The sequence below is a fragment of the Paenibacillus sp. J31P190 genome, from assembly GCF_059692075.1.
Map to the genome: position 1 here is coordinate 205,270 of NZ_JCAUAS010000008.1, position 26,463 is coordinate 231,732.

The window sequence follows — 26,463 nt, forward strand, 5'->3', positions numbered from 1 at the left end:
AATAATTTTTTGAAAATCCCAATTATAATAAAGGTTTTTTTCCATTAGAGACGAATAAGCTACAATCACTTGCTTGAGATAAGGGGATGTTTACTCTTGAAATTGAAAGAACATCTAATCGATTCCTTTATGAATTTAACCTCAGACGGAATTGTCGTCGTTGATGTGAATGGAAAAGTGTTAGAGGTGAATAAGAAGTTTGAAGAATTACATGGCTGGACAAGAGATGAAGTGATCGGGAAAGTATTGCCGATGACTCCAGATAAGTATAAGGAAGATGCTCTTCGGCTATATCAGTCTTTAATAGATGGGGAGCAAAGTTCGGATTTCGAAGCGTTAAAACTAAGAAAAGATGGTTCTACCTTTTATGCGAATGTTACGGTCTCACCAATGAAAGATAACGAAGGAGTTATTATTGGGTTCATTGGTGTGGAAAGGGACATAAGTGAGAAGAAAAGAGCCGATGAGGAGCTTTTAGAAAGAGAAAAACAATTTAGAAGGTTGATTAAACTTAATCCAGAACCCATTGCTCTGCATAACGATGGTATTATTCAGTTTGTGAATGATGCCTGCTGTACACTGTTTGGCGGTGTTTCTTCAGATGAATTTAAGGGGAAACGAATATATGATTTTTTCTGTTTAAGTGCTAAGGATTTCATTCTGGAGCGGCTTCAGTATGTGATGCAGTCTGATTCTTATACGGAGTTTATGGAGATAAAGCTGCAAAAGTTAGATGGAACTTTTTTTGATGCCGAAATATCATCCATTTATGTCCACAAAAACATGGGGGTTCCAGTCGTACAGACCGTGATACGTGATCTCACGGAGCGTAAAAAGTCTGAAGAAGCCATTATTAGATCAGAGAAACTGTCGCTCATCGGTCAATTGGCAGCTGGAATCGCACATGATATACGGAATCCTTTAACCTCCTTGAAAGGTTTTGTGAAATTATTAAAGGCTAAAAATGCGGACTACGTTGATGTCATGTTGGAAGAATTAGAGCATATCAACTATGTTGTCAATGAATTCATGACGTTAGCTAAACCACATCTAAATTGTTATATGGAGAGTACATCCCTTGGCCTTGTCAAAAGTGTGGTTGGTTTTCTGCAGCCTCATGCTCATCTCTATAACGTTCAAATACATATCGATATGGATCCAGACCTACCAGCCATTTATTGTAACCCAGATCAAATCAAACAGGTGTTAATTAATATTTTAAAAAATGCAATCGAGTCTATGCCAAATGGGGGAATCATACAAATCGCTATCCGAAATCCAATCCATCAAGGTGTGGTGATCCGCATCGAAGATCAAGGTGTAGGCATTTCTGGAGAGAGGTTATCCCAGTTAGGAGAGCCGTTTTATACGACCAAAGTGAATGGCACTGGTTTAGGGCTTATGGTGTGCAAACGGATAATCGAAGGACATGGAGGCAAATTGTTAATTCAAAGCAAAATTAATCAGGGTACTACAGTGGAAATTGATTTGCCTATTAGAAAATAGTGCTAAAACTAAAAACCGACTCTCCCGCATTAGCTGCGAAAAGAGTCGGTTTTATTATTCCTGTGTCAGCGAGGCAATCACTTTAAGCATTAGACTGACTCGGCAGCTTCCTCCGCCTGTTCTGCAGCTGGTTCAACCGCTGCGTCAAGCTTCTGCATGCCAAGTATGGTGGCCAGAATGGTTTCTGGATCACTTAACACTTCAACATGCTTGGGAACTTTAAGATCAGCAATGGTTATATGTTCGCCGATACCTAGCATACTAATATCAATGGCGAGATGTTCTGGCAGCTTATTCGGCATACAGCGAATCATGACCTCATGAGTTTCTATTTGGAGAATACCGCCTTCCTTGGTGCCCTTAGCTTCTCCAGTGAAATGGACGGCAATCGATGTGTCGAGCTGTTCTTTCATATTAATTTGAAGAAAATCAATATGCAGCAATTGACCCGTCAGGCTATCCTTTTGGACTTCATGGACGATTACCGGCTGTTTGGTTTTGGATGGCAGGGTAACATTCAGGATAGCGCGCGGATTGCGTTTCAGTGATGCGCGGATTTCTTTTTCCGGGACAGTGACATGTTCGGAATCCATACGTGAGCTATACACCACAGCAGGAATATGCCCCTCAGCTCGCAGCTTCTTTACTGGACCTGATCTTTCGGATAGTAAAATCGTTGTAGTCATTTGTTGCACCTCCGTAGCATTTGTAAAAGCGGCTTACAGCCCTATTACTCATTTACCCGATTTATTGTGCATTGAAACAGGTAAGCGGCAGGAAAATTTTTCGTTTTGGGCTTCTTTATCTCCTCATTTGATAGTAAAATAGAGGACAAGAGGAGGATTGATAAATGATGAGTACACTGAAGAGTTTCACTGATTCAGATCAACAAATATCCTTGGAGTTAAGAGATGATCATTTAACTGTGCTTCGTTTCTACGGTGAAACATCCATTTACCCTTTCAAAAATATTTCTCTTGCCTCTGAGCCTATTCCAGAATATCCACTCAATCGTGTGGCTTTAACAGTTATTGATTTCAACACAGGTGTAACCGATTTCAAATTTTCTTCTAGTAAAAATGATTTTGAGATATTCGTCCAAAAGCTGATCGAAGTTCATAGTGAATTTATTCCGAACCACTAGTTTTTTGGTTTTAGTTGAATCTACCAAGGACAGACGATCCCATTCGTTCTGTCCTTTTTGTATATGCTTTTTTGCGAGCAGATTTTTGTTCCTTTTGAGCTCAAAATAGAGGGGGTTTGTCGTAATTTGTAGAATATATACTCCTAAACGTGATACACAGTCTCAATCGAAGAGAGGGCTTGCCGCATGCAATGGATTCGGAATGCTAAAATAAATTACAAACTGATTATTATGATTGTACTACCTATGTTGGGGTTGTTATATTTCTCCTCCAATGCGATTTATGGAAAAGTGAAAGAGCTGTCTGAATTAAGCAGGCTGCAGACCCTTGTTACAACGGAAATCTACATCAATGATCTGGTTCATGAGCTTCAGAAAGAGCGGAGCCTATTATCAGGTTACTTTGAAGATAAAACGATTACGCGCCAACTAACGGATCAACGTAAGTTTACCGATGAGAAGACAAGTGCATTTCGGGAGCAATTAAAGTCATTGAACACATCTGTTTTGGGTGATAAGTTTAAGAAAAATGCAAATAATGCGGTAAGCAAGCTGGACCAAATTGTGATTCAGAGGACGCAAATTGATCAAGGGAAAGCCAATGAGAATGAAACACTTTCCTTTTATTTTGATACGATAAATAGTCTCTTTGATATGATGCAAAACACGAACGAAATAAGCTCGAATCAGCAAATTTCAAACATGCTTAATTCCTATATTCTCTTTTCCAAAAGCAAGTTTGCAGTGAGTAGGGAGCGCGCATTATTATTTCATGTTTTTTCCTCGGATCGTGCGGATTTAAATGAGATTGAACAGATCGGTGTATTAGAGAACGAACAATTGCTTTATTATAAGGAATCCAACTTACTCGCAACAGTGACTGCACAACAACTCTATCAGAAAACGGTGAAAGGACAAGCTGTTAATGAGGTCGATCGTCTCGTTCAACTAGTCCTAAAAGCGGAACCAGGGAAGACTCTCGGGGTGGACTCACAGCAATGGCACAACGTGGCGACACAAGAAGTAGATCTTCTTAAAGAGGTTGAGGATGGGCTTTCGTCAGAGTTAATTCAAAATATGGAAACAATCAAAAAGAATACCACGCAATCGTTGATTGGTGTGGCCATATTTAACGTCATTATTCTAATCCTCTCCTTTTTGGTCATCGTTTTGATATCTAGAATGCTTTTATCTCAAATTCGGCTGCTTAAGAAATCTACGGAACTCATTCTGACAGGAGCCACAGATATTCATCTGGACGTTCAATCGAAGGATGAATTTGGCGAGCTGATGGAAGCCTTCAATCACATGGTAGCTAGTTTTAAGGAGGTCATTACTCAGGCGGATCGCATCTCATTAGGTGAATATGAGCAGACGATTGTTCCACGATCTGATCAAGATCAACTGAGCGTGGCATTAATTCGAATGCTGACCTCTTTAAAAGAAACAACCGCTGAGAATGAGCGGCAATTTTGGTTGAAAACCCAGTTAGCTCGTCTGACGGGGCTTGCACAAGGCGTTGCAAGTATACAGCAGTTAGTGGGCATGCTTATATCTGAAATTTCTCGTCTTGTCGGAGCAGGTCAAGGCATTATGTATTTGAAAGATACACAATCAAGTGAATATCAATCCAATGAATTTGTCTTACTGGGCAGCTATGCTTTTAAAGAAAGAAAGAATGTAGCGAATCGGGTTCGACCTGGTGAAGGTCTTGTGGGTCAATGTATTCTTGAAAAAAAGCCTATCTTGTTATCGAATGTGCCGGGCGATTATATACACATACAATCGGGTCTGGGGGAAGCGAAACCTTTCCAAATCGTCGTTCTTCCTATCCTCTTCGAGGAGGAAGTGCTGGCCGTTATAGAGCTTGCCGCTTTTAAACCATTTACAGGCATAGAGCATGATTTATTAGAGCAATTATCCGATACACTAGGCGTTGTCATACAAGCCGCTAACAGCCGACAGAAAACAGAAGCATTATTGCGTGAATCACAGCTGTTAACGGAAGAGCTTCAAACTCAGCAGGAAGAATTGCGCACGGCCAATGAAGAATTGGAAGAGCAGACGCTGATGCTGAAGCAATCCGAGGAAAAGATGCGAATCCAAAGTGAGGAACTTCAGGCAATTAATGAAGAGCTAGAAGAAAAAACCAACTATTTGGAAGTACAAAAAGCCGACATCGAAAAGCAAAATGCCTTTATTCAATTATCGAAGCAGGACTTAGAAGAAAAAGCGAAAGAGTTGGAACAAGCGAGTCAGTACAAATCGGAGTTTTTGGCCAATATGTCGCATGAACTTCGGACGCCGCTTAACAGCTTGCTGATCTTATCTAAATCATTATCATCAAATGAAGATGGTAATTTAACGGAAGATCAAATCGAGTCTGCTAAGATTATTCATAGCGGCGGCTTGGATTTATTGACTTTAATTAACGACATTTTGGATCTATCCAAAGTGGAAGCGGGCAAATTGGACATCCAAATGGAAGAAGTGAGACTGGACGATCTGCTTCAATCACTCCGTTACCAATTTAATCCAGTTTCCAAAGAAAAGGGCCTTTCGTTTATATTAAAACTCGACGATCAAATCCCAGAAATTGTGACGACAGACGGTCAGCGTACCGAGCAAATTCTGAAGAATCTGTTGTCCAATGCATTTAAATTTACGGCTTCCGGAAGCGTTACGGTTGCGATCGCAAGGGCTGCAAAAGGAACGGCTTTCCAAAATAACCATCTGGAAGAAAACGGGGCCCTAGCGTTAACTGTAACCGATACGGGGATAGGTATTCCTGCTAGTAAACAACAAGCTATATTTGAAGCCTTTCAGCAGGCAGATGGCACGACGAGTCGGAAATATGGCGGGACGGGCCTTGGTTTAACCATTTCTAGAGAGTTGGCTAAGCTATTGGGCGGCGAAATTCACATGAATAGTACCGAGGGGAAAGGCAGCAGCTTTACACTTTATCTCCCGCTCGGAGGAGTCGTTAATGCCGAAGTGTCAGAGCCAAAGATAGCGTCGTTTAAAGCCGAGGTTGCTGCAGCAGTCGATTCTTTACAGATTTCAAGTGAATTGTTGATTGCAAGCACTAATGAAGATCATCTTTTAGCGGCTCAGCCAGCGAAAACGTTCTTGCCTGATGATCGCGAACTCCTTAAGAATAGCGTACAAGACAAAGTTATTTTGATCGTAGAAGACGATCCGGCGTTCGCCAAGATTCTTATGGACATGTCTTACAAAAAGGGATTCAAGTGCCTTGCGGCAGGAGATGGCTTTAGTGCCCTTCAATTAGCCAAGCAGTATATTCCAAGCGCGATTCTGTTGGATTTGGGGCTTCCAGATATGGACGGATTGAAGGTCCTTGATCATTTGAAATATCACAATGAAACACGACATATTCCTGTGCACATCATTTCAGGCAGGGATAAAAGCTCAGACTCCTTGCAGCGCGGGGCCATCGGCTATTTGTCGAAACCGATTCAAGCGGAAGACATTGAAGCTGTTTTTAACAAAATTGAACATAAGCTGCAAGAGCGCATCCAACAGGTCTTAGTGGTTGAGGATGATTTAAATAATCAAAAAGCTATTCATGAACTGCTCAAGCATAAGAAGGTTGACATCCTCAGTGTCACTACGGGTAAAGAAGCTCTGCTGCTTATGAGATCACAACCTTTTGATTGTGTGATTCTGGATTTAACATTGCCCGATATGACAGGCTTTGAACTGCTGCAGCAATTAGTTGTTGATTCAGAGGGCTCTATACCGCCGATCATTATTAATACTGGAAAAGAGCTCACACAGGAAGAGTATAAAGAACTAAACCAGTTTACGGACAGCATTGTGATTAAAGGCGCGAATTCACCGGATCGCTTGCTGGACGAAGTTTCTCTATTCCTTCACAGTGTGCATAAATCTCTTCCGCAAGCGCAGAAAGAAATGATTCGTATGGTGCGTGATTCCGATGAAACCTTGAAGGGGCGCAAAATTTTACTGGTGGATGATGACCTTCGCAACACGTTTGCCTTATCTAAAATATTAAGAAAACACGGCTTGGATGTTGTGATGGCGGATAATGGGAAGCTGGCTTTGGATAAACTGGAAAGTGAAACTGGGATCGAGCTGGTCATTATGGATATTATGATGCCGGTGATGGACGGTTATGAAGCCATAGGTCATATTCGCGCCATGCCAAAGTTCCAGTCCCTCCCGATTATCGCTTTGACCGCAAAGGCCATGACGGGTGACCGTGAAAAATGTATAGAGAGGGGAGCCAATGATTATATGACGAAACCGGTTGATACCGATAAATTGTTATCATTAATCAGGGTATGGCTCTTACGATAAAAATGCCGGAAAAACTCGCAGAAAAGATTGAAGTCGATCTCGTACTGGAAGCTATATATCAGCGGCATGGATATGATTTCCGTAACTATGCCCGTTCATCTTTAATGAGAAGATTGCACTATGTTAGGCAGAAGTCAAGATTGGCTCGACTGTCTGATATGATTCCGTTGGTTCTCTATGATGAATCGTTTGCCAATCAATTATTACTGGATATATCGGTGACCGTCACCGAAATGTTTCGTGACCCTGAGTTTTTTGTTGAGCTGCGCAGTCTCGTGATTCCCTTGCTCAAGACGTATCCTTTTGTGAAAATATGGCATGCCGGATGTGCGACAGGGGAAGAAGTTTACTCAATGGCTATTTTGCTAGAAGAAGAAGGCTTCTATGATCGTGTTCAGATTTACGCGACGGACATGAATCAAGAGTCACTAACTACTGCGGAAGAAGGCATTTACCCGTTAGAAAGTATCCGGAATTTCACTAAAAATTATCACAAAAGCGGAGGCAAATCCTCCTTCTCGGATTACTACCATGCTAAATATCAGATGGGCAAAATGAAGGAAGCTTTGAAAAGAAACATCGTGTTCTCGCAGCATAATTTGGCAACGGATAACGCCTTTGGTGAAATGCATCTCATCATTTGCCGGAATGTGCTCATTTACTTCGATAAGCAATTGCAAAATCAAGTCTATCAGCTATTCAACCAAAGTCTCGTTCCACGCGGCTTCTTATGCCTCGGGAGTAAGGAATCTATCGAGTTTTCAGAGATTCATTCTCAGTATGAAGCACTCTCCTCTAAGTGGAGAATTTTTAGGAAGCAGCTTCCAGTGTAAGTAAGGTTATAGAGGGGGAGTGAGTCCATGCGCCCATTGGAAGCCGTTGTTGTGGGGGTATCGGCAGGCGGGCTTAAGGCACTCTCGCGACTGTTATCCTATCTCCCGTCTGACTACAGCTTACCGATTATCATCGTACAGCATATTTTGGAAAGCAGCGACAGCTATTTAGCTGAATATTTAAATACGCAAGTTGCTATACACGTCAAAGAAGCGATAGATAAAGAGACCATTCAACCTCATCACGTATATCTCGCTCCACCTGGTTATCATTTGCTCATTGAAGATGATCGCTCGTTAAGCCTATCCATTGATCCTAAAGTCAATTATTCTCGGCCTTCGATTGACGTTTTGTTTGATAGTGCAGCGTTTGCCTTCCAAGAGGCGTGTGTAGGCGTTGTCTTAACGGGAGCAAACCGAGATGGTAGTTCTGGACTCCGGACGATCAAGGAGAGTGGCGGTATAACGATTGTGCAGGACCCTGAAACGGCGGAGTTCCCTGTCATGCCACAAGCAGCAATTGACACTGTAAAGGTTGATTATATTTTGTGCTTAGAAGACATTGGAAAGTTTCTGAGACAATTACATGATCTCGAACGAATCCATCATTCTAAGAATTAGGAGGGCCTTTATGGATACTCAGAAAAATAGGTATCAGGCGCCAAAAATTTTAGTCGTTGATGATCGGAAAGAAAATTTATTCGCTATGCAGAAAATTCTGCAAGTGCTCCATTGTGATGTGTATGTCGTCCAATCAGGCAATGAAGCCTTATCTTATACCTTGCGCCATGACTTTGCGCTTATTTTACTTGATGTGAATATGCCGGAAATGGATGGCTTTGAGCTTGCGGAGCTGCTGCGAAGTAACGAGGAAACGAAGCATATTCCCCTCATTTTTGTAACAGCCAGTAATAAAGAAGATCAGAGCGTATTTAAAGGCTATGAGAGCGGTGCTGTGGACTACTTGTTCAAGCCTGTCAATGCCGATATTCTGCTCAGCAAAGTGAAAATATTTCTAGAACTCAATCGAAGGAATAAAGAGCTTGAGGCGATTCAATCGGAGCTTGAGCGCAGTAACGAGAGCTTAAGGGAGTTTGCACAGGTCGTTTCGCATGATTTGAAGAATCCGTTGAATGTGATTACAGGGTTGAGCGAGCTTCTTATAGCTAGACATAGTGCGGATCTGACGCCAAAAGGTAAAGAATATATGAACCAAATTTCAGCGACCGCTGAGAGGATGAACCACTTGATCACCGATTTGCTCTCGTATGCCCAGTTAAACGCGAAATCGGTTACTTTTGGAAATGTTGATTTGAATGAAGTTGTGATGAATGTGATCTCGGACCTAAGCAGCACGATCGAACAAAATGAAGGTCAAATCCTCATCCAAGACAGGCTTCCAATTATTCAAGCGGATGCTACGCAATTGTATCAGCTGTTTCAAAATATTATCGCAAACGGGCTGAAGTATCGTAGGAAGGAACAATCGCCGATTATTCAGATTTCCTTATTGGAAGGAAATGAACCGGATTCCTTTGTCATTCAAATCGAAGACAATGGCATTGGCATGAAAAAAGAGGACATCCCGTCAATTTTCACTCCCTTCAAACGGCTGGACAATGCCAAGGCGTACGAGGGAACTGGTCTAGGGCTTGCCACCGTGCAAAAAATCATTGAGAGACACGATGGCCTTATGGAAGTGGAAAGTAGTCTTGGTGGAGGATCCATTTTTCGTGTGCATCTGCCTATATCTCAAGGTTTTCAAAACAAAAATGTTACGAACACTGTGAAAGATTTGGTTTAACCTAGGTTTTTCCTATGTCTTTATAAAGGGAAACTTCAAACCGCCGCGGCGGTTTTTTTGTCTTGGTTTTGGTTTGGGGTAAGTGGAAATTCCCCCGAATTCCCTACGTATTTAGTATAGTCATTTTTGTGTCCTGATTTATGGGAGAAATGGGGAATTCGCAAAGGAAGTTGTACAACGTACAACAATTTCCTTGTTTTGAGCAAGCAAAGCTGAAGATGTTGTATTTTCTGCAACAATCGCGTGAAAAACGTGGATTTGCTTGCAAAATGTTGTACAACATACAACAATGCTACGGGTGAGTAAGGTATGTTGGCAGCATAGATTCGCCCATTTCGGTCTAGCCAGTAAAGCGTTTGTTCTCCATATAGGTCTCGATAATAGCCAGAAGAGACTTATTTTTGATCGGTTTGCTCAAATAATCATCCATGCCCGCAGCGAGGCATTTATCGCGATCTTCTTTTAAGGCGTTCGCAGTTACAGCGACAATCATGGGACATCGTTCTGGCGGGAGTGTTTGTTTAATCATTGCGGTTGCATCTAATCCGTTAATGATCGGCATTTGGAGATCCATAAATATAATATCAAAATTGTCCCTTAAGGCGGTCTTCACAACTTCTTCCCCATTAGCAGCAACTGCAATGAGATGTCCCTGCTTCTCTAACATTTTTATTAAAACAAATTGGTTAATGGCATTGTCTTCGGCGATGAGTATGTGTAAAGAAGCCTGCGTTATACCTTCATTCGTATAAGCCTGATATTCATCTGAGTAATGATCTTCTTTGAGACATATGGTAAACATAATCGTAGTACCCGGATCGTCAGTAGGCTCTACCCAAATATCGCCGCCCATGAGTCGGACCAGCTTTTTCGATATCGCTAAGCCAAGCCCTGTACCCTCATATTTGCGTGTCATCACATGATCGACTTGATTGAAAGGCTCGAAGATATAGCTTCTTTTATCCGCTGGAATACCGATTCCGCTATCTTTTACGATAAATTCCAGTTGTATGATGTGATCTTCTTGTATGCGTTTATTGACATGTACGGAGATTCCGCCGAATGGCGTAAACTTGATGGCATTGCCAATCAGATTAATAAGAACCTGCTTCAACCGTTCTGAATCACCCACCAAAGAGTGCGGGACATTGGGATCTACTGTAAATGTCGTGGATAACCGCTTTTCATCCGCTTTGGTCGATAATATGTTAAACGTTTCTGAAATGGCATCTCGGATATTAAATGGGATTTCAAGTAATTCCGTTTTACCGGATTCGATTTTGGAGAAGTCTAAAATGTCATTAATGATACGAAGCAGCGTTTCACCGCTCTTATGAATAATTTCGACGTACTCTTTTTGTTCATCGTCTAATGTAGTCGCTTGAAGCAAAAGGTCTGTCATTCCGATAACACCATTCATCGGCGTCCGAATTTCATGGCTCATTATCGCCAGAAATTCACTCTTCGCTTTATTCGTATTCTCAGCTGTTTCCTTCTCAATCATTAATTTCTTCTGTTCTGTCATGTCCTTGGCAATGATATAGAACCCAACATTCATTTCGTTCATGATGATGGGAGCAATCGTCGTCAGTACTTCTACAATATGACCATTGATTTGACGAATATGGTCAATCTTCTTCTCCATGGAAGCATCTAACAGGGAATCCGTTAGGATTTGTTTCACATTATTTTTACCTACAAATCTGGAAAAAGGCATTCCTACGAATTCATTGTTGTAGAAGCCTAATAGTTCCTGTGCCCGCGCATTACCATTGACAATAATTCCGTCCAAATCAAGTGAAATGACGGCATCATGTGTATGCATTTTCAGCGGTGTATATCGATCGATGGACTCTTGCAGTTTTTGTTCGATGGACTTGAGCTGTGAAATATCCGTCATATGAACGATACCATACAGAGGGGACCCGGTTTGAGTATCGCAAACGAATGTGAGTTGGACAGATGTCCAGATGATGCCACCATTCTTGTGCAAATATCGTATATCCATGGTAAAAGAAGAAGTCAGACGAGTTATCAAGCTTTGAACTTGATCAGAGTAGTGGAGCCAATCATCTGGAAAGGTGAGTTCACGAATGTTTAGCTTCTCGAGCTCATCTTCCGAATACCCCAGAATCGAGCAATATGCTGGATTTACTTTCAGTAGGGACCCGTCTAAGGATAAACAAGCGATCCCATGAGGAGAGAATTGAACCATCTGCTCGAAGAAACGATGTTTATCGAGTTGTAAGCTGCTCATCATTAGCCCCCAATCTTTTTACCCATATATAACCATCATAAGCTTTTTTTGAAACGAAAACGAATATCAAGGGCTTTCAAACTAACGGAATTCTTCTGATTGGTTCTTTTTGTTGTATTGATTTCTGAAAACTTCGGGCGTCAAACCGACAGATTTGCGAAATGTCGAGATGAAATGCGAAGCGTCGAGGAAGCCGGTAGCGTCAGCGATCTGTTTCACGGTTTGATTAGGCTGAGCGATAAGCAATTCCTTGGACTTCTGTAGGCGCAGCTGCAGTAAGTATTGGTAAGGAGAGAGACCGAATGCTTTGCGGAACAATGTATTGACGTGTTGAGAGCTTATGCCAAGCAGCTGAGACATCCATCCGAGTCCTACATCGGAAGATGCGAAGCTAATCTCAAGCTCCAACAAAAGCGGCAGTAAGCGCTCGTGACTTTGGGAAAAGGATGCGCTTTTATTTACGTTGCCGTGTTTTTTGAGCAGTGTCAGGAATTGATAGATTTCAAGTGAACCATTCATGCCTGTGAAGTCATGGCTGTAGCGGTACTTTTCATAATAGTATTCATGAATACTAGCGAGTGGGGTATCCATGCCCCAACTGATTGGTGTGGATAACGGTATCTCTAAGGCATATACAATGGAGGCAGCAAGCGCACCATCGAAGGTTAAATACCACGTCGACCACTTGGCGGCCGTGATGTTATATTCATGCGGGACGCCAGCAGGCAGGAGCATACCTTGATTCTCACTCAGCCTGACGGATCCGCTTTCTAGGATAATCTCTCCACTGCCTTCAATCGTTTGGAGCCAATGGAAGCAGGGATAACCTTCTTCTCGCTTGTAGAACTGCTGTTCATTTTCGTAACCGACTGTTTCCAGGATGAGAGGAAGCTTTCGATCCGTTTCTGTAATGACGAAAAATTTCCTGTAATCGGTAGCCATCGCTCTTAGTTCATCTCTTTCATTTTTTAATATGAGATGCGTATTATCTTATATTTTAAAAGAAATTATTGTCTTGTACAATAAGAAGGAGTTGAAGAAATTTATATAACCTATAGAAGTGAGGAATTCAAGAGATGGCTAAAAAATTCAAATATACACCGCCTGCAAATGGATACCCGGAATGGAATAATAATCCTCAGATTTTTCAATTGAACCGCATGGAAGCTCATGCCACATTAATGCCTTACAAGTCCGAAGAAGAGGCACTTGCTGGGGTTCGTGAAGCGTCCGATTCTTACCAATCATTAAATGGAACTTGGAAGTTTCATTTTGCTGAGAATGCGCAAGGCCGTCCGCAAGAGTTTCACAAGATCGACTATGATTGCAGCAGTTGGGCGGATATCGCCGTGCCATCCCATTGGCAGCTGCAAGGCTTCGACTTTCCACAGTATACGAATATCATCTATCCTTGGGTGGGCCATGAAGACTTGAAGTCACCGTTTGCTCCTGTAAAGTATAACCCTGTGGGTTCATATACCCGCAGCTTTACGGTTCCGGCAGCATGGGCAGATCAACCTGTATATCTGAGCTTTCAAGGGGTTGAATCGGCTTTTTATGTGTGGGTAAACGGCGATTTAGTAGGCTTTAGCCAGGATTCGTTTACACCTGCGGATTTTGATATTACCCCCTACTTGATGGAGGGTGAGAATAAGCTTGCCGTCGAGGTTTACCGTTGGAGTGATGCGAGCTGGTTGGAGGATCAAGATTTCTGGCGCTTAAGCGGCATTTTCCGCGATGTATATATGTATAGCACGCCAACGACGCATATTTCAGATTTCAAGGTGCTGACGAATCTGGACGATTCCTTTGAAAATGCGGAGCTGTGTATTCAAGCAAAAGTCACAAATTACGATGGACTTAGCAGCGGTACACGCCGTGTGGAAGCTTCTCTTTATGATAGTGAGTTAAAGCCGCTATGGAAGGAGCCTCTTTCCTTAGAAGTAAATGTAAGTGGCCTTGATAAACAGGAAGTAGAGCTCTCCATCCAGGTGGATTCGCCTGCAAAATGGAGCGCGGAGAAGCCTACTTTATATACACTTGTTTTGAGCTTAAAAGATGAGGATGGCTCACTTCTGGAAACGGAAAGCTGCAAGGTTGGATTCCGTAAATTCGAAATCCAAGACGGTTTGATGAAGATCAATGGTGAGCGTATTGTGTTCAAAGGGGTTAATCGTCATGAATTCGATACGGATCGTGGCCGTTCTGTTGATAAAGCAAGCATGCTTGCTGATATTTTGCTCATGAAACAACATAATATCAATGCTGTGAGAACCTCACACTATCCAAACAATACGTACTGGTATGAACTGTGCGATCAATATGGGCTGTATGTGATTGATGAAACGAATCTCGAGACACATGGCTCATGGAGTTATGGATCGGACGTTGAAGCAGACGCCGTTCCGGGAAGTAAGCCGGAATGGACAGGAGCTGTGCTGGATCGGGCGAATTCGATGATGCAAAGAGATAAGAACCATCCATCGATTGTGATTTGGTCGCTAGGTAATGAGGCTTTCGGTGGTGATAACTTTATTAAAATGCACGACTTCTTACGTGAAGCAGATCCATCCAGAGTTGTACATTACGAAGGAGTTTTCCACTTCCGCGCATCGGACGCGGCGTCGGATATTGAAAGTCAGATGTACAGCAGAATTGAGAAAATCGAAGAATACGCGAGAGATAATCCCAAGAAACCGTTCATTCTGTGTGAATACAGCCATGCGATGGGGAATTCATGCGGCAATCTATTTAAGTACTGGGAGTTGTTTGACAAGTATCCGGTTCTCCAAGGCGGCTTTATTTGGGACTGGATCGATCAATCGATCCGGACAACAACACCTGAGGGTGTTACCTATCAAGCCTATGGCGGCGATTTCGGGGATACACCGAATGATGGCAACTTCTGTGGAAACGGATTAATCTTCGCTGATCGTACACCATCACCGAAGATCTATGAAGTGAAGAAATGCTACCAGAATGTGAAGTTCGAAGCGCTCGATCTTGCTAGTGGCCAAGTGAAGGTGACGAATCAATATTTATTTACAGATCTGAGTGAGTTTGATTGGATATGGTCCATCGCACGTAATGGTGAGTCTGTGGGTGAGGCTAAACGTGGACAATTCACTGTAAAGCCAGGAGAAACAGCTATTATTGAGTTGGTTCTAGATCCCATGGAAGCCATTTTGCCGAAAGATGAGTTTGTACTGACGATCAGTCTACAACTGAAAGCGGATACGAATTGGGCGCAGAAAGGACATGAAATCGCTTGGGAGCAGTTCTTACTTCCAGTTCGTAAAGCGGCTTGGTCTTATTCTGAAAAGGCTGTCCAAGAATCCGCGGCGACCTTGTCCACTCTAGAAGCTGTACAAATTGCATCAACAAAGGAAACAATAAGCCTTAAGGGAGGCAATTTTTCTCTTCAATTCAATGCTGCAACCGGTGATATCACCTCCTACGTGTACGAGGGAAGCGAGTTGTTCCTAACAGGTCCTGCTCCTAATTTCTGGCGTGCTTATACCGATAACGATCGCGGCAACCAGCATCACATTCGCTGCGCGCCATGGCAAGAGGCAGGCAGCGGAAGAGTGCTGCAATATTTGACAGCTAAATCGATTGGCGATGGCCGTGCCGAGGTGCGCGTTCACTTTGAATTAGCAACGAAACCAACCTCCGAGGTGCAATTGGTTTACACAGTATCACCAAACGGCGAAGTAGAAGTACGTATGGAGCTCGCACCTGGAACTCACTTACCTGAAATTCCGGAGATTGGCGTACTCTTCCAATTAGACCGCTCCTTCCAGCAATTGAGCTGGTACGGCCGCGGACCACACGAGAACTATTGGGACCGAGCTGCCGGAGCCAAACTAGCTTTGCACAGCGGTACCGTTGAAGAACAGTTCGTGCCATATTTACGCCCGCAGGAATGCGGCAATAAAACGGATGTGCGCTGGGCAACGTTGACAGATGCGAACGGGCGTGGGCTACGCATTACAGGACTGCCTACCGTTGAACTGAATGCTCTGCCATATTTACCTTCCGAGTTGGAAGCTCATGACCATACGTATAAGCTGCCGGTTAGCGACAAAGTCGTGCTGCGAGTGAACTATAAGCAAATGGGCGTCGGCGGGGATGACAGCTGGGGAGCAAGAACACACCCTGAGTTCACGCTGTATGCTAACCGTAATTATTCGTACTCATTCACGTTTAAAGGAATTTAAACAATTGGAAATGAAAAGTGCCGCTTCATCTACAGATTGCTGTAGTTGAAGTGGCACTTTTTTTAAGTAGATAAGAAAGTATAAGTTTTATACTTTTGCTTCGCATCTACCTTGACAAACGCGCTCGTCCCAGTGGGACGACGGAGTCGTTTATCCTTGCTTAATGTGACATAGCTGCTTCGGTTTCTTGGGCTGGATCCAGCTTCTCTTTACTCATCGCGATGGCACAAACGAAGGCAAGAACAGCTGGAAGAATAGTCCAAGCAAAGGTGAGTACGATGGAAGACGATAATGCGGTTGTGATTTTCTCAAGAACAGGTGCAGGAATCTCCATTCGTTTCGCGGGATCAAGCAGCGTATGTGAGTCTCCGGTTGGTATGGCAGCTCCCGTTTGACCTTGACCAGCAAAAACATCGGTCAACTTTCGCGTTAAAGCATGACTCTGAACAATTCCGAATACGGTGATACCCAGCGTCATCCCCAAGGAGCGGAGGAAGTTCAGTGTTGATGAGGCTGAACCACGCTGCCGTGGCTCGAACAGATGAATGGCAGCATTACTTAATACGGAGAAGGAAGCCCCGATGCCAAGTCCGATAATGATCATGTAGATCGTGACAAGCCAACGAGGGGATTCTGGCGATAACGTAGTCAAGAGAGCTGTTCCGACAATAAGGAGGAAGGTCGTTGGAATCATAATCGCGCGATAACTCATTTTATTCATTAAGAAACCGCCGCCTGTTGCCGTTACGACGGAGCCTAACATCATAGGAAGAAGAACTAAACCCGAATTGGTAGCGGTCCCGCCTAATACACCTTGAATGAAAATTGGGATATAGACAGATGCTGTGATAAAAGCTGCACCGCTAAAAATGGCAACGGCATTGCTTGATGCATACAAACGATTTTTGAACATCGCAAAAGAGATAATAGGTTCGGCAGCCCGACGTTCTACGAAGACGAAGATGATTGTCAACACCGCAAACAAGGCGAATAAACCAAGGATAAATGCTGAATCCCATGCGTATTCCTTGCCTCCCAATTCCAGAGCGAACATGAGGGAGACGATGGCGCCAACGAGTGTCAAAGCGCCCCACCAATCGATTCTTTGTTTAGAATGCTCAACGGATTCGCGATAGAAGAAAGCTACAAAAATAAGTGAGATTAAACCAAGAGGGAGATTGATGTAAAATACCCATTTCCAGTTCACATAATCTGTCATATATGCGCCAAGAAGGGGTCCGAAAATGCTGGACATGCCGAACACAGCGCCGAACAGTCCACCTAGTTTACCGCGGCTTTCTACGGGAACGGCATCGAACATAATCGTGAAAGCAACCGGCAGCATGGCGCCGCCGCCGATACCTTGAATAGCGCGATAGACACTGAGCTCTATAATCGAACTTGCTGTTCCACAAAGAATAGATCCAAGCATGAACACGATAACACCAAAGATGAAAAACTTTTTGCGTCCGTACATATCGGATAGTTTGCCGAATATCGGCATGCCGGCCATTTCCGCCACCATATAAGCCGAAGTGACCCAAACGAATTTATCCAATCCGCCTAATTCACCGATGATGGTGCCCATGGCTGTGGCTACAATGGTATTATCCATGGCAGCCATTAGGATACCCAGCAATAGCCCGGCGATGACAATGCCTAAGCCTTTGTTTTTGTTTTGCGCAACCATAATGATTGTTTTCCTCACTTTCTCTGAATCCGATTTAATTTTTATCTATGGGGTGGGTTACTAAATGATCGTAACATGACTTAAGTTGGCTTTAAACCCTTTTAACAAAGCATAGGTGCCTCTATCCATCTTGGCGCCATCAAAAATTGTTTTTTTGACATCAGCTTTGAAGGAACAGCTTTGAAATGTGGTATTTCGAAACGATGTTCCTTTGAGATCTGAATGTTGAAAAGTAGTTCTTGTAAAAATTAGGTTATCCATACATACACCAGTTAAATCGCAAGAACGGAACTCCACAAGGTGTAACGTACAATTCTTGAAGCTGGCTCCTCTAAGATTGGATTTCGAAATCTTCGCTCCTGTCAAATTAGCACCGTCGAACTTTACCCGATCTAAGTTGCTGCACTTAAAGGAAGCATTGGTTAAGTCTGAATGGCTGAAATCGGAATCTTGCAGGTTGCTGTAATTGAACTTGCCATCATGCACTTGGATAGACTTTAGGTCGGATTTTTGCAAATTCTGCATAGAGAAATCAATGCCAATGATTTGTTGGAGCTTCGTGGTGTTTGCATGAATGCTTTCGATCAACTCGGATATTTCTCCGATGGAAGCGATCGTCCTTTGAAAGGCAGCTTCTTCATCGAAGCCATCTTTTCTCAGATCTTGGAGTCTTTCCTGCAAATCAGTTAAAAGCTCTTCTTTTAATTCCTGGATGGGTCTCAAATCTTCATAATGTGAAAAAACATCATTCAAATAAGCAATGAGCCTCGGGTTTGGTTTCATCCATCATACCGCCTTTCTAAATGAGCAAATCGAGAATGGTCTTCGCATGTTCCCAATTTAACTTGTTGATCTTAAAAGCTTCTTTGCCCTTATCGGTAATGCGATAGTACTTTCTACGGCCGCCTTGCGTTTCGTCCCCCCAGTAGGAGGTAATGCTTTCTTCCTGTTCTAGTCGCTTGAGGCTGGAGTACATGGTTGCTTCCTTCAGTTCATATTCCCCGCCTGAAATAACTTGCACCAGCTTTGAAATTTCATAGCCATATTTATCTCCGGAAATTAGCAATTTGAGAATAATGCTGTCGGTGTGTCCTCGAATAAGATCAGACGTTATTTTCAAGTCAACGATAACCCTCACCTCCTATATTATAATATACAAGACAATACTATGTCTGTCAAAGTAATTTTATTTTCGTTACACATTTAGGTAGGAGCTCAGTTTGACCAGATGCACAGACGGTGATAACTTAAGAATGGAACATATTCGAAATCAGTTACTGTTAAAATGAGAGGTGGCATTCATTGTGGTAATCAATCCGGCACAAACGATTGTAGGCTTAGTAGGAACAGGTGTCATGGGCAAAAGTATGGCGGGCCATTTTATTCAAGCAGGCTACGAGGTACATATATATAATCGAACGAAATCCAAGGCACAAGAGCTGTTGGATCAGGGGGCTCACTGGCAGGATTCACCGGGAATATTAGCGCAGCAATGTGATGTAATTATTACAATGGTAGGCTTCCCTAAGGACGTAGAAGAGATTTATTTAGGCGAAAATGGCATTCTTTCTAACACTAAGCCGGGCAGCTATGTAATTGATATGACAACGTCAAGTCCGATGCTGGCCAAACAGATTTATGAAAAAGCACTCGCGCGACATGTGTTTTCACTAGATGCTCCTGTTTCGGGCGGTGATATTGGAGCTAAGGAAGCGAGATTATCGATTATGGTTGGGGGTTCGCGTGAAGCTTTTGATACCATGCTGCCGCTTTTTGAGAAGATTGGCACCAATATCGTCTACCAAGGAGAAGCGGGTGCAGGCCAGCATACCAAAATGTGCAACCAAATCGCAATCGCAAGTAATATGATGGGCGTTGTTGAAGCGCTCGTATATGCGAAGAAATCAGGACTCGACCCTTCGACTGTGCTCAAAAGCATTGAGTCGGGCGCGGCGGGCAGTTGGTCCTTAAGTAACCTGGCCCCCCGCATCATCGCTGGGAATTTTGCTCCAGGCTTTTATGTGAAGCACTTCATCAAAGATATGAAGATCGCGCTTCAATCTGCTGCGGAAATGAAGGTGGAGCTGCCCGGACTAACCCTGGCGAAATCCCTTTATGAGCAGCTAGCAGCAAGCGGGGAAGAAGACAGCGGTACACAAGCGTTGTTTAAGATTATTGATAAATAGCTCGAGATAGTGAGCTATTGAAGGAGAGCAAGCATCCCGTGAGGGATGTTTTTTTTGTAAGATCATTTATATCTTTTGGGTGACCGAGATAAGGCCTGATATCCGCGCTGCAACTATGATTTCCATCGGTGCAGATGAAAACAGCGCTGACATCGGGGCTGCAGCAATAGCTAAAAGCGCGAAAAAGGTACTTACGAAGACGCGGCCGGAGGGGGAATTGAGCCGAAAGCGCGAAAAACGCGCTTTCGTGGAAGCAGCAAGACCTATTAGCACGAAAACCGAGCTTGCATGGACGCAGCATCATATCATGACAGGTTCTCGAATACATATGAATTAGGGAAATGGAAGGTTGTCACATACATAATCCTGTAAGCGATGAGAGCGCTTAACGCTGAGTTTCAACATTTTACTGAAGAGGTGATTCGAAAATGAGTACAGAAAAAAACAAGCTTACGACCAGCTGGGGAGCTCCGGTTGGGGACAACCAAAACTCGATAACGGCGGGGACACGGGGGCCGACGTTGATACAAGATGTCCACCTTTTAGAAAAGCTGGCACACTTTAACCGAGAACGCGTACCTGAGCGAGTGGTTCATGCCAAAGGTGCGGGAGCGCACGGTTATTTTGAAGTCACACAAGATTTGACGAAGCATACGAAAGCAAGCTTGTTCTCAGAGGTAGGCAAACGAACACCGCTGTTCGTTCGATTTTCGACCGTGGCGGGTGAGAATGGTTCTTCGGACACGGTTCGGGACCCGCGCGGATTCGCAGTGAAATTTTATACCGATGAAGGGAATTATGATTTGGTCGGCAATAATACGCCTGTGTTTTTCATACGCGACGCGATTAAATTCCCTGACTTTATTCATACACAGAAAAGACACCCACAAACTCATTTGAAAAATCCAAACGCCGTCTGGGATTTCTGGTCATTATCTCCTGAATCTTTGCATCAAGTGACGATACTAATGTCCGATCGGGGTATTCCCGCAACGCTGAGGCATATGCATGGATTTGGCAGTCATACGTTCAAATGGGTCAATGCCGAGGGTGAAGGTGTGTGGGTGAAATATCATTTTAAAACCGAACAAGGCGTTCAGAACTTAGCGCCAGATGTAGCTGCACAGCTCGCGGCCGACAATCCGGATTATCATACCGAGGACTTGTTTAATGCGATTGATAAAGAAGATTTCCCAGCCTGGAAGCTGTGTGTACAGATTATGCCTCTTGAGGATGCGGATACGTATCGTTTTGATCCTTTTGATGTCACGAAAGTTTGGTCACAGAAAGACTATCCTTTAATTGAAGTTGGGCGCATGGTGCTGGATCGCAACCCGGATAATTATTTTGCTGAGGTAGAGCAAGCTACATTCTCGCCAGGGACACTCGTACCAGGAATCGATGTTTCACCTGATAAAATGCTGCAAGGACGATTGTTTGCTTATGGAGATGCACATCGGTACCGGGTAGGGGCTAATCATCAGGCATTGCCAATAAATCGCCCGCGGAGTGAAGTGAATAACTATCAGCGTGATGGTCAAATGCGTGCGGATAGCAATGGTGGGGGTTCCGTATACTACGAGCCGAACAGCCTTGGCGGACCAAAGGAGACGCCTGCGGACAAACCTGCACCCTACGAAGTGTCTGGGTCGGCGGACAGTGTTCCCTATGATCATCATGATCATTATACGCAACCTGGTGATTTATACCGCTTGTTAAGTGAAGAGGAACGTACCCGTCTTGTTCAAACGATTGTTGGTGCAATGAAACCTGTGGAGTCGGATGAAATTAAGCTCAGACAGATTGGTCATTTCTATAAGGCAGATCCCGAATATGGGATCCGCGTGGCAGAGGGTCTCGGGTTATCCATACCGGAATGAAATGAAATAGTGAGAGGCAGCTACCTTTTCGCCACAAAAGGATAGCTGTCTTTTTTCTATGGCATATGCTAAAGCGAGCAAGGCATAATCCGAAGAGGTGATCATGGTGGGAACTCGTTTATTGTCCGAGAAACTTGTAAGAAATCGTTTTCCGCATTTAAGATATATAAGAATTCATACACCTGAAAAGCATAAAGCAACGATCTACGCTTGGACTGGAGATTTGTATTTACCCGAGAAGGATGCTCAAAGCCTACAGCATTTTGCAAGCGGTTACTTATATCCCTATGTCAACTTTCAAGTCAAGGCATACAGCGCGGTTCAACCCGATAAAGTCCCACAACTGCAAGAAATACCGACAGCAATCATCCAAACAGCGATGCGGAGAAATTTGAATCAATATGGCATCTTAGATGCGATAAATCGGTTATTTCCGTATGGTCGTTTAACATTTAACAGATATCAAGCTGCGGATAGTATCATTCATTTTGATTTCAATGCAATTAGATTGCTCCATGATAAGGAAAAAAGGGCTATGTACGATTATTTACAAGAATTGATTCCCCTAGGTTCCTATTGTGAAGTGACCTTTTATTAAGACAGACGGCTTGAACGTTCATCAATGCGGAACTCGCTTTCATCCCGCAAATAACTCGTTGCGCCAATTTTTACGGAATGAGCCGTATACTTTTCTATCACGCCTGAAGCAATGAATACGGGAATGTCATCCGCTGTATGTTGAATGACAGCTACAGTAACTTGCGATAGCGCAGCCGCGAATAATTCCATATCCGTTGACAGTGTTTTGTTCATTGGGCTTTTCACCTCCGTGCTCCTTGTCTCGTTAAGCCATTCCTCTGATTCTAGCACAGGAACATTAACGTTAAAAGAGTCTGGATCGGTTATCGCGGCTTTCAAGGTGAAAGCTATCGAATCATGCCGTAGTCACGAATTGTGGCGTCTACTTCTACACGGATATCTGCACGGGGGTAAATGGATTTCCAATTCAAATTGTTCCATTTCTCATAGCTCATACTGTTTCGAACATAAGTGCCAATACCCAAGTTATCCCCGCCACTGCGCTGCACATGACTAACGATCTCTTGTAATTGTTCACGAATGGCTTCGGACAAATCCTGATCTAAATTTTTTTGCTCTTCCGGTTTTTTGAACGTCGATTTTCCTGTGTATTCCAAAATAATGCCACTCAATCGAATACGGATAACGACTTGGGGTACAGTTCTTGTACGTTCCTGTTTGTTTACAATCACTTCTCTCTTGCTCGCGATTGAAGTAATCATCACACTTTCTTTCTGTCCAGATGAACGATCCATGAATGTAATATCGAATTCACCCATTTTTAGGTTTTTATTAAGAATAGCAAACAGTACGGTTTGTTCTGCATTGATTTTGCCAATGTATCGATCTTTTTTGAAAAGGGCGATTCCGTCGATTTCAACATTATCACCTTTCAAAGCAAGCATAGGAACGATTGGATCAATGCCATCGTCAAAATAGTCGCGTGCGAAACTGTAAAGAGTGACGTCAGGAACCTCATGGATTTTGGACTCTTGGGTTAATAACTGATCAATATGACTCCCGATAGATCGTATTTGTGCATATTTATGGGTCAACATGTCTACGGCACTGCCGTTAACTACGACAATTTTCAACTTTTCTCCAACGGTATAATCGCGGCGATAGGAATCAAGTTCCTTCCAAATCCCCTGTTTAGCCAAGTCTTTCCCGAACAGCATACTTCTCAATTGCCCTGAAACAAGGATTTTGTTAATTTTACGAGACATTTTGATCCGCCCGTCTTTAGGGGATTCAGCTATCGTTTGTAGAATGTCTGCTTGCTGATTGTCCATAGTTCCTGATTTCGGGATAGAGATAGCCGTAGACACGTCCGTTTCAGAAAGTTTTCCATTCTTTTCATACACAGAGTCCAAAGCAACGGTATCAGACATGCCTAATTTCTCAATACGATTTTGTTCGACACAACCGGTGAGACACAATAGTACGCCAACCATAACCCAGCTACGCATATTTCCGCCCTCGATACTTGTTAATTAAAAGGAGCACGACTAGAAAGATCGGCAGCAAGAAAGCAACTCCTGCTTCAGATAATCCAAACAGGTTTAACCAATGTTCTGTCTTTTCAAGTGCTGATGGTATGACAAACAAGGCAGTTATTGGGAAAATAGCGAAAATAACATAGGGGATCCACTGCTTGTTTGAGGCTGGCAGGATCCATTTTATCGTTTCAATCGCTGCCCAACCGTAGAGGGCATTTGTAATGAGAACTCGGAACAAAGTGATATTAAATACGATATCATCGATTCTTTTCACAAAGGGAAGTTCCACATACGAGAGCAAACTGAGTATAGGAAACTTCATATGTTGAAGTTGATGCAGGCTGAAAAAGCCAAAGGAAGCAAATGCAACTATCGTATAAGTAAATGTGGTGATCAGATTTGCAATTTGAAAAGCACGGATCAAGTGTGTTTTTTCATTGGTATAAGGAAAAAGCAAAAGACTAAGTTCATAACCCAGAAAGGCTATGTAAACTTGAAGCCATCCTTTGAATGAGTGAGTAGCCTCCTTAAACCAAAAGGTAGTCATTCGCGATAGTTCAAAATCTTCATAAGCATAAATCAATAGCAAAATATTCCAAATAATGAAGTAAAAAGAAATGACCACGGTATTTGAGATACTCATAATGCCCTTGGTTAAAAGCAAGAAAACAAGAATCTCAAACAAAATATACAAGTAGGCGGGATGGAGCGAGGGAAAAGATAACGATGTTAGAATCAAAATAAATTCTTTCCCAACTAAGCTGCCTAGAATTGCCCATAATCCAGCTAGAACCCCGAAAAATGGAACTAAAATGATTTTCGGTAAAGCAGATTGTGAAATTTCAAAAATAGATCTTCCTTTAGCAAATCGATAAACGAATGAAATGAGCAATAGATTGAAAGCGGCAACGGAAGAACAGATAAGTAAAGCTAACCACCCATTTGTACCGATATTCTCTGATAATAGCCGAGGAAGGCTGAATACGACGACACCGGTTTGAGCGAAGTTTGCCATAATAGTGGTCTGATAAAATGGAAGCTTAGCGCGCATGAGTGTCTCCTTCATTCGTTCGGATTATTGGTGGGAGGCTTTTTGAGTTTGGTCAAAATATGAATAGGTGCTCGGATAATAAGTTCTAACCAACGACTTGGTTTCGACGGTGCAATTGGGTATAGATAAGAGATGCCAAACATGTTTAAACCAGAAAGTTGAATCATAATAAAGCTGAGTCCAAACACCAGTCCGAAATTTCCAAAGAGACCAGCCATAATAATGATCCCAAATCGGAGTAAGCGTATGGAAGAGCTCATGATATAGCTTGGTATGACGAAGGAGGCGATAGCCGAAATTGCAACCGAGATAATGAGGATATTACTAGTAATACCAGCCTGGACGGCTGCTTGTCCGATGACGATCCCGCCGACAGTACCGATGGTTGGACCGATTTTGGTAGGTAAGCGTGCGCCTGCTTCACGAAGCAGCTCGATAGTCATTTCCATGACAATGGCCTCTAGAAGAGGCGAGAACGGCACTTTATTGCGTGATTCCATTAAGTTTAATAATAGAGATGGCGGAATCATTTCATAATGATAAGTAACTAGAGATACATAAAATGCAGTGAAGCAAATTGTGATGAATAAGGCAATGAAGCGTAGAATGCGAATAGCAGAGGCAACAGGCCACGGTTGATAATAATCGTCTGGCGATGAGAAAAATTCAATAAACGAGGTAGGCGCACTGAAAGCGAACGGACTCCCGTCAAGAAGCCCGATTATTTTGCCGCTTGTCAGCTTGTCTGCTATATGATCAGGTCGAGCACTTGTCAAGAATTGCGGAAAAATCGATAGTTTGTTAGGTGTTAAGTGTTGTGAAAGTGTATTTGTATCATAGATCGTTTGGATATCAAGCTTATCAATCATTTCGCTTAACTGCTGCACATGTGTGGGTTCTGCAAGTTCCTCTAAGTAAAGCAGAACCATCGTCGTCGCTGTTCTTGTACCGATGGTGAAAGTGATCGCTTTTAATCCAGAATCCTTGATGCGCCTCCGTATCAACGACAAATTTGTATTTAGCGATTCAGTAAATGAATCCATGGGACCATTAATGACGCTTTCTGTCTCTGAATTTTGGATGGATCGAGATTCAGGCGCGTAAGCTTCGTGTAAGTAGCCTCTATTTTTATAGAAAATAGCGATGTTTCCACCCAAAATGCCTGTAACTAGCTCGCTTGCTTGCAGCTTAGGTATATACGAAGACTGGCTCAGAATAGCGACCATATTAGCGTCCTTACTATTGAAAGGCTCTATGGCATCTTTTCTTAAAGTCTCTGTACTGACAAGGTGACCGAAATAAATGATATCAATTTGCGGAAGCGGGAGATGCAGATGAGATAAATCGGAGCAATCGCAGAGCAACTGCAAGGTTTGCTCTAGCAGACCATCCCCAAACGTCATGTCTCCGTTCATACTTATCGATCTCCTTCCTCACTGTGATTCAGGATTGCCCAATATTTCCATTCTTTAT

At 43.1% G+C, this 26,463-nt stretch carries 21 protein-coding genes; 11 read left to right on the forward strand and 10 right to left on the reverse strand.

Translation table 11 applies throughout. The annotated features are described in order from the left end of the window. The first annotated feature begins 96 nt into the window (after window positions 1-96). Window positions 97-1,506, forward strand: a complete 1,410-nt coding sequence (locus AC58U0_RS16760; RefSeq protein ID WP_497380121.1) for a PAS domain-containing sensor histidine kinase — start codon at window positions 97-99, stop codon at window positions 1,504-1,506. Between the two features lie 89 nt (window positions 1,507-1,595). Here the strand turns inward: AC58U0_RS16760 and AC58U0_RS16765 are convergent, their stop codons facing one another. Further along, a complete protein-coding gene (locus tag AC58U0_RS16765) occupies window positions 1,596-2,192 on the reverse strand; it encodes a 50S ribosomal protein L25 (RefSeq protein ID WP_497380122.1) in 597 nt (198 codons plus the stop codon). A 164-nt stretch (window positions 2,193-2,356) separates the two neighbouring features. Here AC58U0_RS16765 and AC58U0_RS16770 point away from each other — a divergent pair, with 164 nt between their 5' ends. From AC58U0_RS16770 to AC58U0_RS16790, 5 genes are all read left to right on the forward strand, one after another. Further along, complete coding sequence (locus tag AC58U0_RS16770; protein WP_057306536.1) at window positions 2,357-2,650, forward strand: hypothetical protein; 294 nt, start codon at window positions 2,357-2,359, stop codon at window positions 2,648-2,650. A gap of 186 nt (window positions 2,651-2,836) precedes the next feature. Beyond that, on the forward strand, window positions 2,837-6,991 hold the full coding sequence (locus AC58U0_RS16775) for a response regulator (protein WP_497380123.1): 4,155 nt from the start codon (window positions 2,837-2,839) through the stop codon (window positions 6,989-6,991). Window positions 6,992-6,993: 2 nt separating this feature from the next. Next, the gene (locus AC58U0_RS16780; protein ID WP_497380124.1) at window positions 6,994-7,824 is read left to right on the forward strand and encodes a CheR family methyltransferase; all 831 of its coding nucleotides are present in this window, start codon (window positions 6,994-6,996) and stop codon (window positions 7,822-7,824) included. Window positions 7,825-7,851: 27 nt separating this feature from the next. Further along, window positions 7,852-8,445 carry a chemotaxis protein CheB gene (locus tag AC58U0_RS16785; protein WP_497380125.1) on the forward strand — a complete coding sequence of 198 codons (594 nt, stop codon included), beginning with the start codon at window positions 7,852-7,854 and terminating at the stop codon, window positions 8,443-8,445. A 10-nt stretch (window positions 8,446-8,455) separates the two neighbouring features. Further along, window positions 8,456-9,628 (forward strand): ATP-binding protein, encoded by a 1,173-nt coding sequence (locus AC58U0_RS16790; protein WP_497380126.1) that lies wholly within the window; start codon window positions 8,456-8,458, stop codon window positions 9,626-9,628. A 340-nt stretch (window positions 9,629-9,968) separates the two neighbouring features. On the opposite strand, the gene AC58U0_RS16795 is transcribed toward AC58U0_RS16790, so the two are convergent. Both AC58U0_RS16795 and AC58U0_RS16800 read right to left on the reverse strand, forming a co-directional pair. Further along, complete coding sequence (locus AC58U0_RS16795; RefSeq protein WP_497380127.1) at window positions 9,969-11,885, reverse strand: PAS domain S-box protein; 1,917 nt, start codon at window positions 11,883-11,885, stop codon at window positions 9,969-9,971. 81 nt (window positions 11,886-11,966) lie between these two features. Then, the gene (locus AC58U0_RS16800; protein WP_497380128.1) at window positions 11,967-12,827 is read right to left on the reverse strand and encodes an AraC family transcriptional regulator; all 861 of its coding nucleotides are present in this window, start codon (window positions 12,825-12,827) and stop codon (window positions 11,967-11,969) included. Window positions 12,828-12,961: 134 nt separating this feature from the next. On the opposite strand from AC58U0_RS16800, the gene lacZ reads away from it, so the two are divergent. Next, window positions 12,962-16,105, forward strand: coding sequence for a beta-galactosidase, LacZ type (gene lacZ / locus AC58U0_RS16805; RefSeq protein ID WP_497380129.1), 3,144 nt, complete (start codon window positions 12,962-12,964; stop codon window positions 16,103-16,105). A 160-nt stretch (window positions 16,106-16,265) separates the two neighbouring features. On the opposite strand, the gene AC58U0_RS16810 is transcribed toward lacZ, so the two are convergent. The 3 genes from AC58U0_RS16810 to AC58U0_RS16820 are packed head-to-tail and all read right to left on the reverse strand — an operon-like array spanning window position 16,266 to window position 18,924. Then, window positions 16,266-17,795, reverse strand: a complete 1,530-nt coding sequence (locus AC58U0_RS16810) for an MDR family MFS transporter (RefSeq protein ID WP_497380130.1) — start codon at window positions 17,793-17,795, stop codon at window positions 16,266-16,268. Window positions 17,796-17,855: 60 nt separating this feature from the next. After that, on the reverse strand, window positions 17,856-18,578 hold the full coding sequence (locus tag AC58U0_RS16815) for a pentapeptide repeat-containing protein (protein WP_497380131.1): 723 nt from the start codon (window positions 18,576-18,578) through the stop codon (window positions 17,856-17,858). Window positions 18,579-18,594: 16 nt separating this feature from the next. Further along, window positions 18,595-18,924 (reverse strand): PadR family transcriptional regulator, encoded by a 330-nt coding sequence (locus AC58U0_RS16820; RefSeq protein ID WP_497380194.1) that lies wholly within the window; start codon window positions 18,922-18,924, stop codon window positions 18,595-18,597. Between the two features lie 175 nt (window positions 18,925-19,099). Between AC58U0_RS16820 and AC58U0_RS16825 the strand changes: the two genes are divergently transcribed. The 4 genes from AC58U0_RS16825 (at window position 19,100) to AC58U0_RS16840 (ending at window position 22,459) form a co-directional block, all read left to right on the forward strand. Then, window positions 19,100-19,981 carry an NAD(P)-dependent oxidoreductase gene (locus AC58U0_RS16825; protein WP_497380132.1) on the forward strand — a complete coding sequence of 294 codons (882 nt, stop codon included), beginning with the start codon at window positions 19,100-19,102 and terminating at the stop codon, window positions 19,979-19,981. Window positions 19,982-20,096: 115 nt separating this feature from the next. Beyond that, window positions 20,097-20,318, forward strand: a complete 222-nt coding sequence (locus tag AC58U0_RS16830; RefSeq protein ID WP_497380133.1) for a hypothetical protein — start codon at window positions 20,097-20,099, stop codon at window positions 20,316-20,318. 91 nt (window positions 20,319-20,409) lie between these two features. After that, entirely contained in the window at window positions 20,410-21,861 is a 1,452-nt protein-coding gene (gene katA, locus AC58U0_RS16835; protein WP_497380135.1) for a catalase KatA, read from the forward strand. 103 nt (window positions 21,862-21,964) lie between these two features. After that, on the forward strand, window positions 21,965-22,459 hold the full coding sequence (locus AC58U0_RS16840) for a hypothetical protein (RefSeq protein ID WP_497380136.1): 495 nt from the start codon (window positions 21,965-21,967) through the stop codon (window positions 22,457-22,459). Here AC58U0_RS16840 and AC58U0_RS16845 read toward each other — a convergent pair. The 4 genes from AC58U0_RS16845 to AC58U0_RS16860 all read right to left on the reverse strand — a co-directional run bounded on the left by AC58U0_RS16845 (window position 22,456) and on the right by AC58U0_RS16860 (window position 26,405). After that, window positions 22,456-22,674, reverse strand: a complete 219-nt coding sequence (locus tag AC58U0_RS16845; protein WP_497380137.1) for a hypothetical protein — start codon at window positions 22,672-22,674, stop codon at window positions 22,456-22,458. The genes AC58U0_RS16840 and AC58U0_RS16845 overlap by 4 nt on opposite strands. Before the next feature lie 113 nt (window positions 22,675-22,787). Beyond that, on the reverse strand, window positions 22,788-23,909 hold the full coding sequence (locus tag AC58U0_RS16850) for a Ger(x)C family spore germination protein (RefSeq protein ID WP_497380138.1): 1,122 nt from the start codon (window positions 23,907-23,909) through the stop codon (window positions 22,788-22,790). Continuing rightward, the gene (locus AC58U0_RS16855) at window positions 23,902-24,990 is read right to left on the reverse strand and encodes a GerAB/ArcD/ProY family transporter (protein WP_497380139.1); all 1,089 of its coding nucleotides are present in this window, start codon (window positions 24,988-24,990) and stop codon (window positions 23,902-23,904) included. The genes AC58U0_RS16850 and AC58U0_RS16855 overlap by 8 nt, the downstream gene beginning before the upstream one ends. An 11-nt stretch (window positions 24,991-25,001) precedes the next feature. Beyond that, complete coding sequence (locus AC58U0_RS16860) at window positions 25,002-26,405, reverse strand: spore germination protein (protein WP_497380140.1); 1,404 nt, start codon at window positions 26,403-26,405, stop codon at window positions 25,002-25,004. Window positions 26,406-26,463 lie beyond the last annotated feature (58 nt).

Coding starts and splice junctions, on each gene's coding strand:
- AC58U0_RS16765 (WP_497380122.1), bottom strand. CDS start 2,192: ATGACTACAACGATTTTACTATCCGAAAGATCAGGTCCAGTAAAGAAG.
- AC58U0_RS16770 (WP_057306536.1), top strand. CDS start 2,357: ATGATGAGTACACTGAAGAGTTTCACTGATTCAGATCAACAAATATCC.
- AC58U0_RS16775 (WP_497380123.1), top strand. CDS start 2,837: ATGCAATGGATTCGGAATGCTAAAATAAATTACAAACTGATTATTATG.
- AC58U0_RS16780 (WP_497380124.1), top strand. CDS start 6,994: ATGCCGGAAAAACTCGCAGAAAAGATTGAAGTCGATCTCGTACTGGAA.
- AC58U0_RS16785 (WP_497380125.1), top strand. CDS start 7,852: ATGCGCCCATTGGAAGCCGTTGTTGTGGGGGTATCGGCAGGCGGGCTT.
- AC58U0_RS16790 (WP_497380126.1), top strand. CDS start 8,456: ATGGATACTCAGAAAAATAGGTATCAGGCGCCAAAAATTTTAGTCGTT.
- AC58U0_RS16795 (WP_497380127.1), bottom strand. CDS start 11,885: ATGAGCAGCTTACAACTCGATAAACATCGTTTCTTCGAGCAGATGGTT.
- AC58U0_RS16800 (WP_497380128.1), bottom strand. CDS start 12,827: ATGGCTACCGATTACAGGAAATTTTTCGTCATTACAGAAACGGATCGA.
- lacZ (WP_497380129.1), top strand. CDS start 12,962: ATGGCTAAAAAATTCAAATATACACCGCCTGCAAATGGATACCCGGAA.
- AC58U0_RS16810 (WP_497380130.1), bottom strand. CDS start 17,795: ATGGTTGCGCAAAACAAAAACAAAGGCTTAGGCATTGTCATCGCCGGG.
- AC58U0_RS16815 (WP_497380131.1), bottom strand. CDS start 18,578: ATGAAACCAAACCCGAGGCTCATTGCTTATTTGAATGATGTTTTTTCA.
- AC58U0_RS16830 (WP_497380133.1), top strand. CDS start 20,097: ATGATTTCCATCGGTGCAGATGAAAACAGCGCTGACATCGGGGCTGCA.
- katA (WP_497380135.1), top strand. CDS start 20,410: ATGAGTACAGAAAAAAACAAGCTTACGACCAGCTGGGGAGCTCCGGTT.
- AC58U0_RS16840 (WP_497380136.1), top strand. CDS start 21,965: ATGGTGGGAACTCGTTTATTGTCCGAGAAACTTGTAAGAAATCGTTTT.
- AC58U0_RS16845 (WP_497380137.1), bottom strand. CDS start 22,674: ATGAACAAAACACTGTCAACGGATATGGAATTATTCGCGGCTGCGCTA.
- AC58U0_RS16850 (WP_497380138.1), bottom strand. CDS start 23,909: ATGCGTAGCTGGGTTATGGTTGGCGTACTATTGTGTCTCACCGGTTGT.
- AC58U0_RS16855 (WP_497380139.1), bottom strand. CDS start 24,990: ATGCGCGCTAAGCTTCCATTTTATCAGACCACTATTATGGCAAACTTC.
- AC58U0_RS16860 (WP_497380140.1), bottom strand. CDS start 26,405: ATGAACGGAGACATGACGTTTGGGGATGGTCTGCTAGAGCAAACCTTG.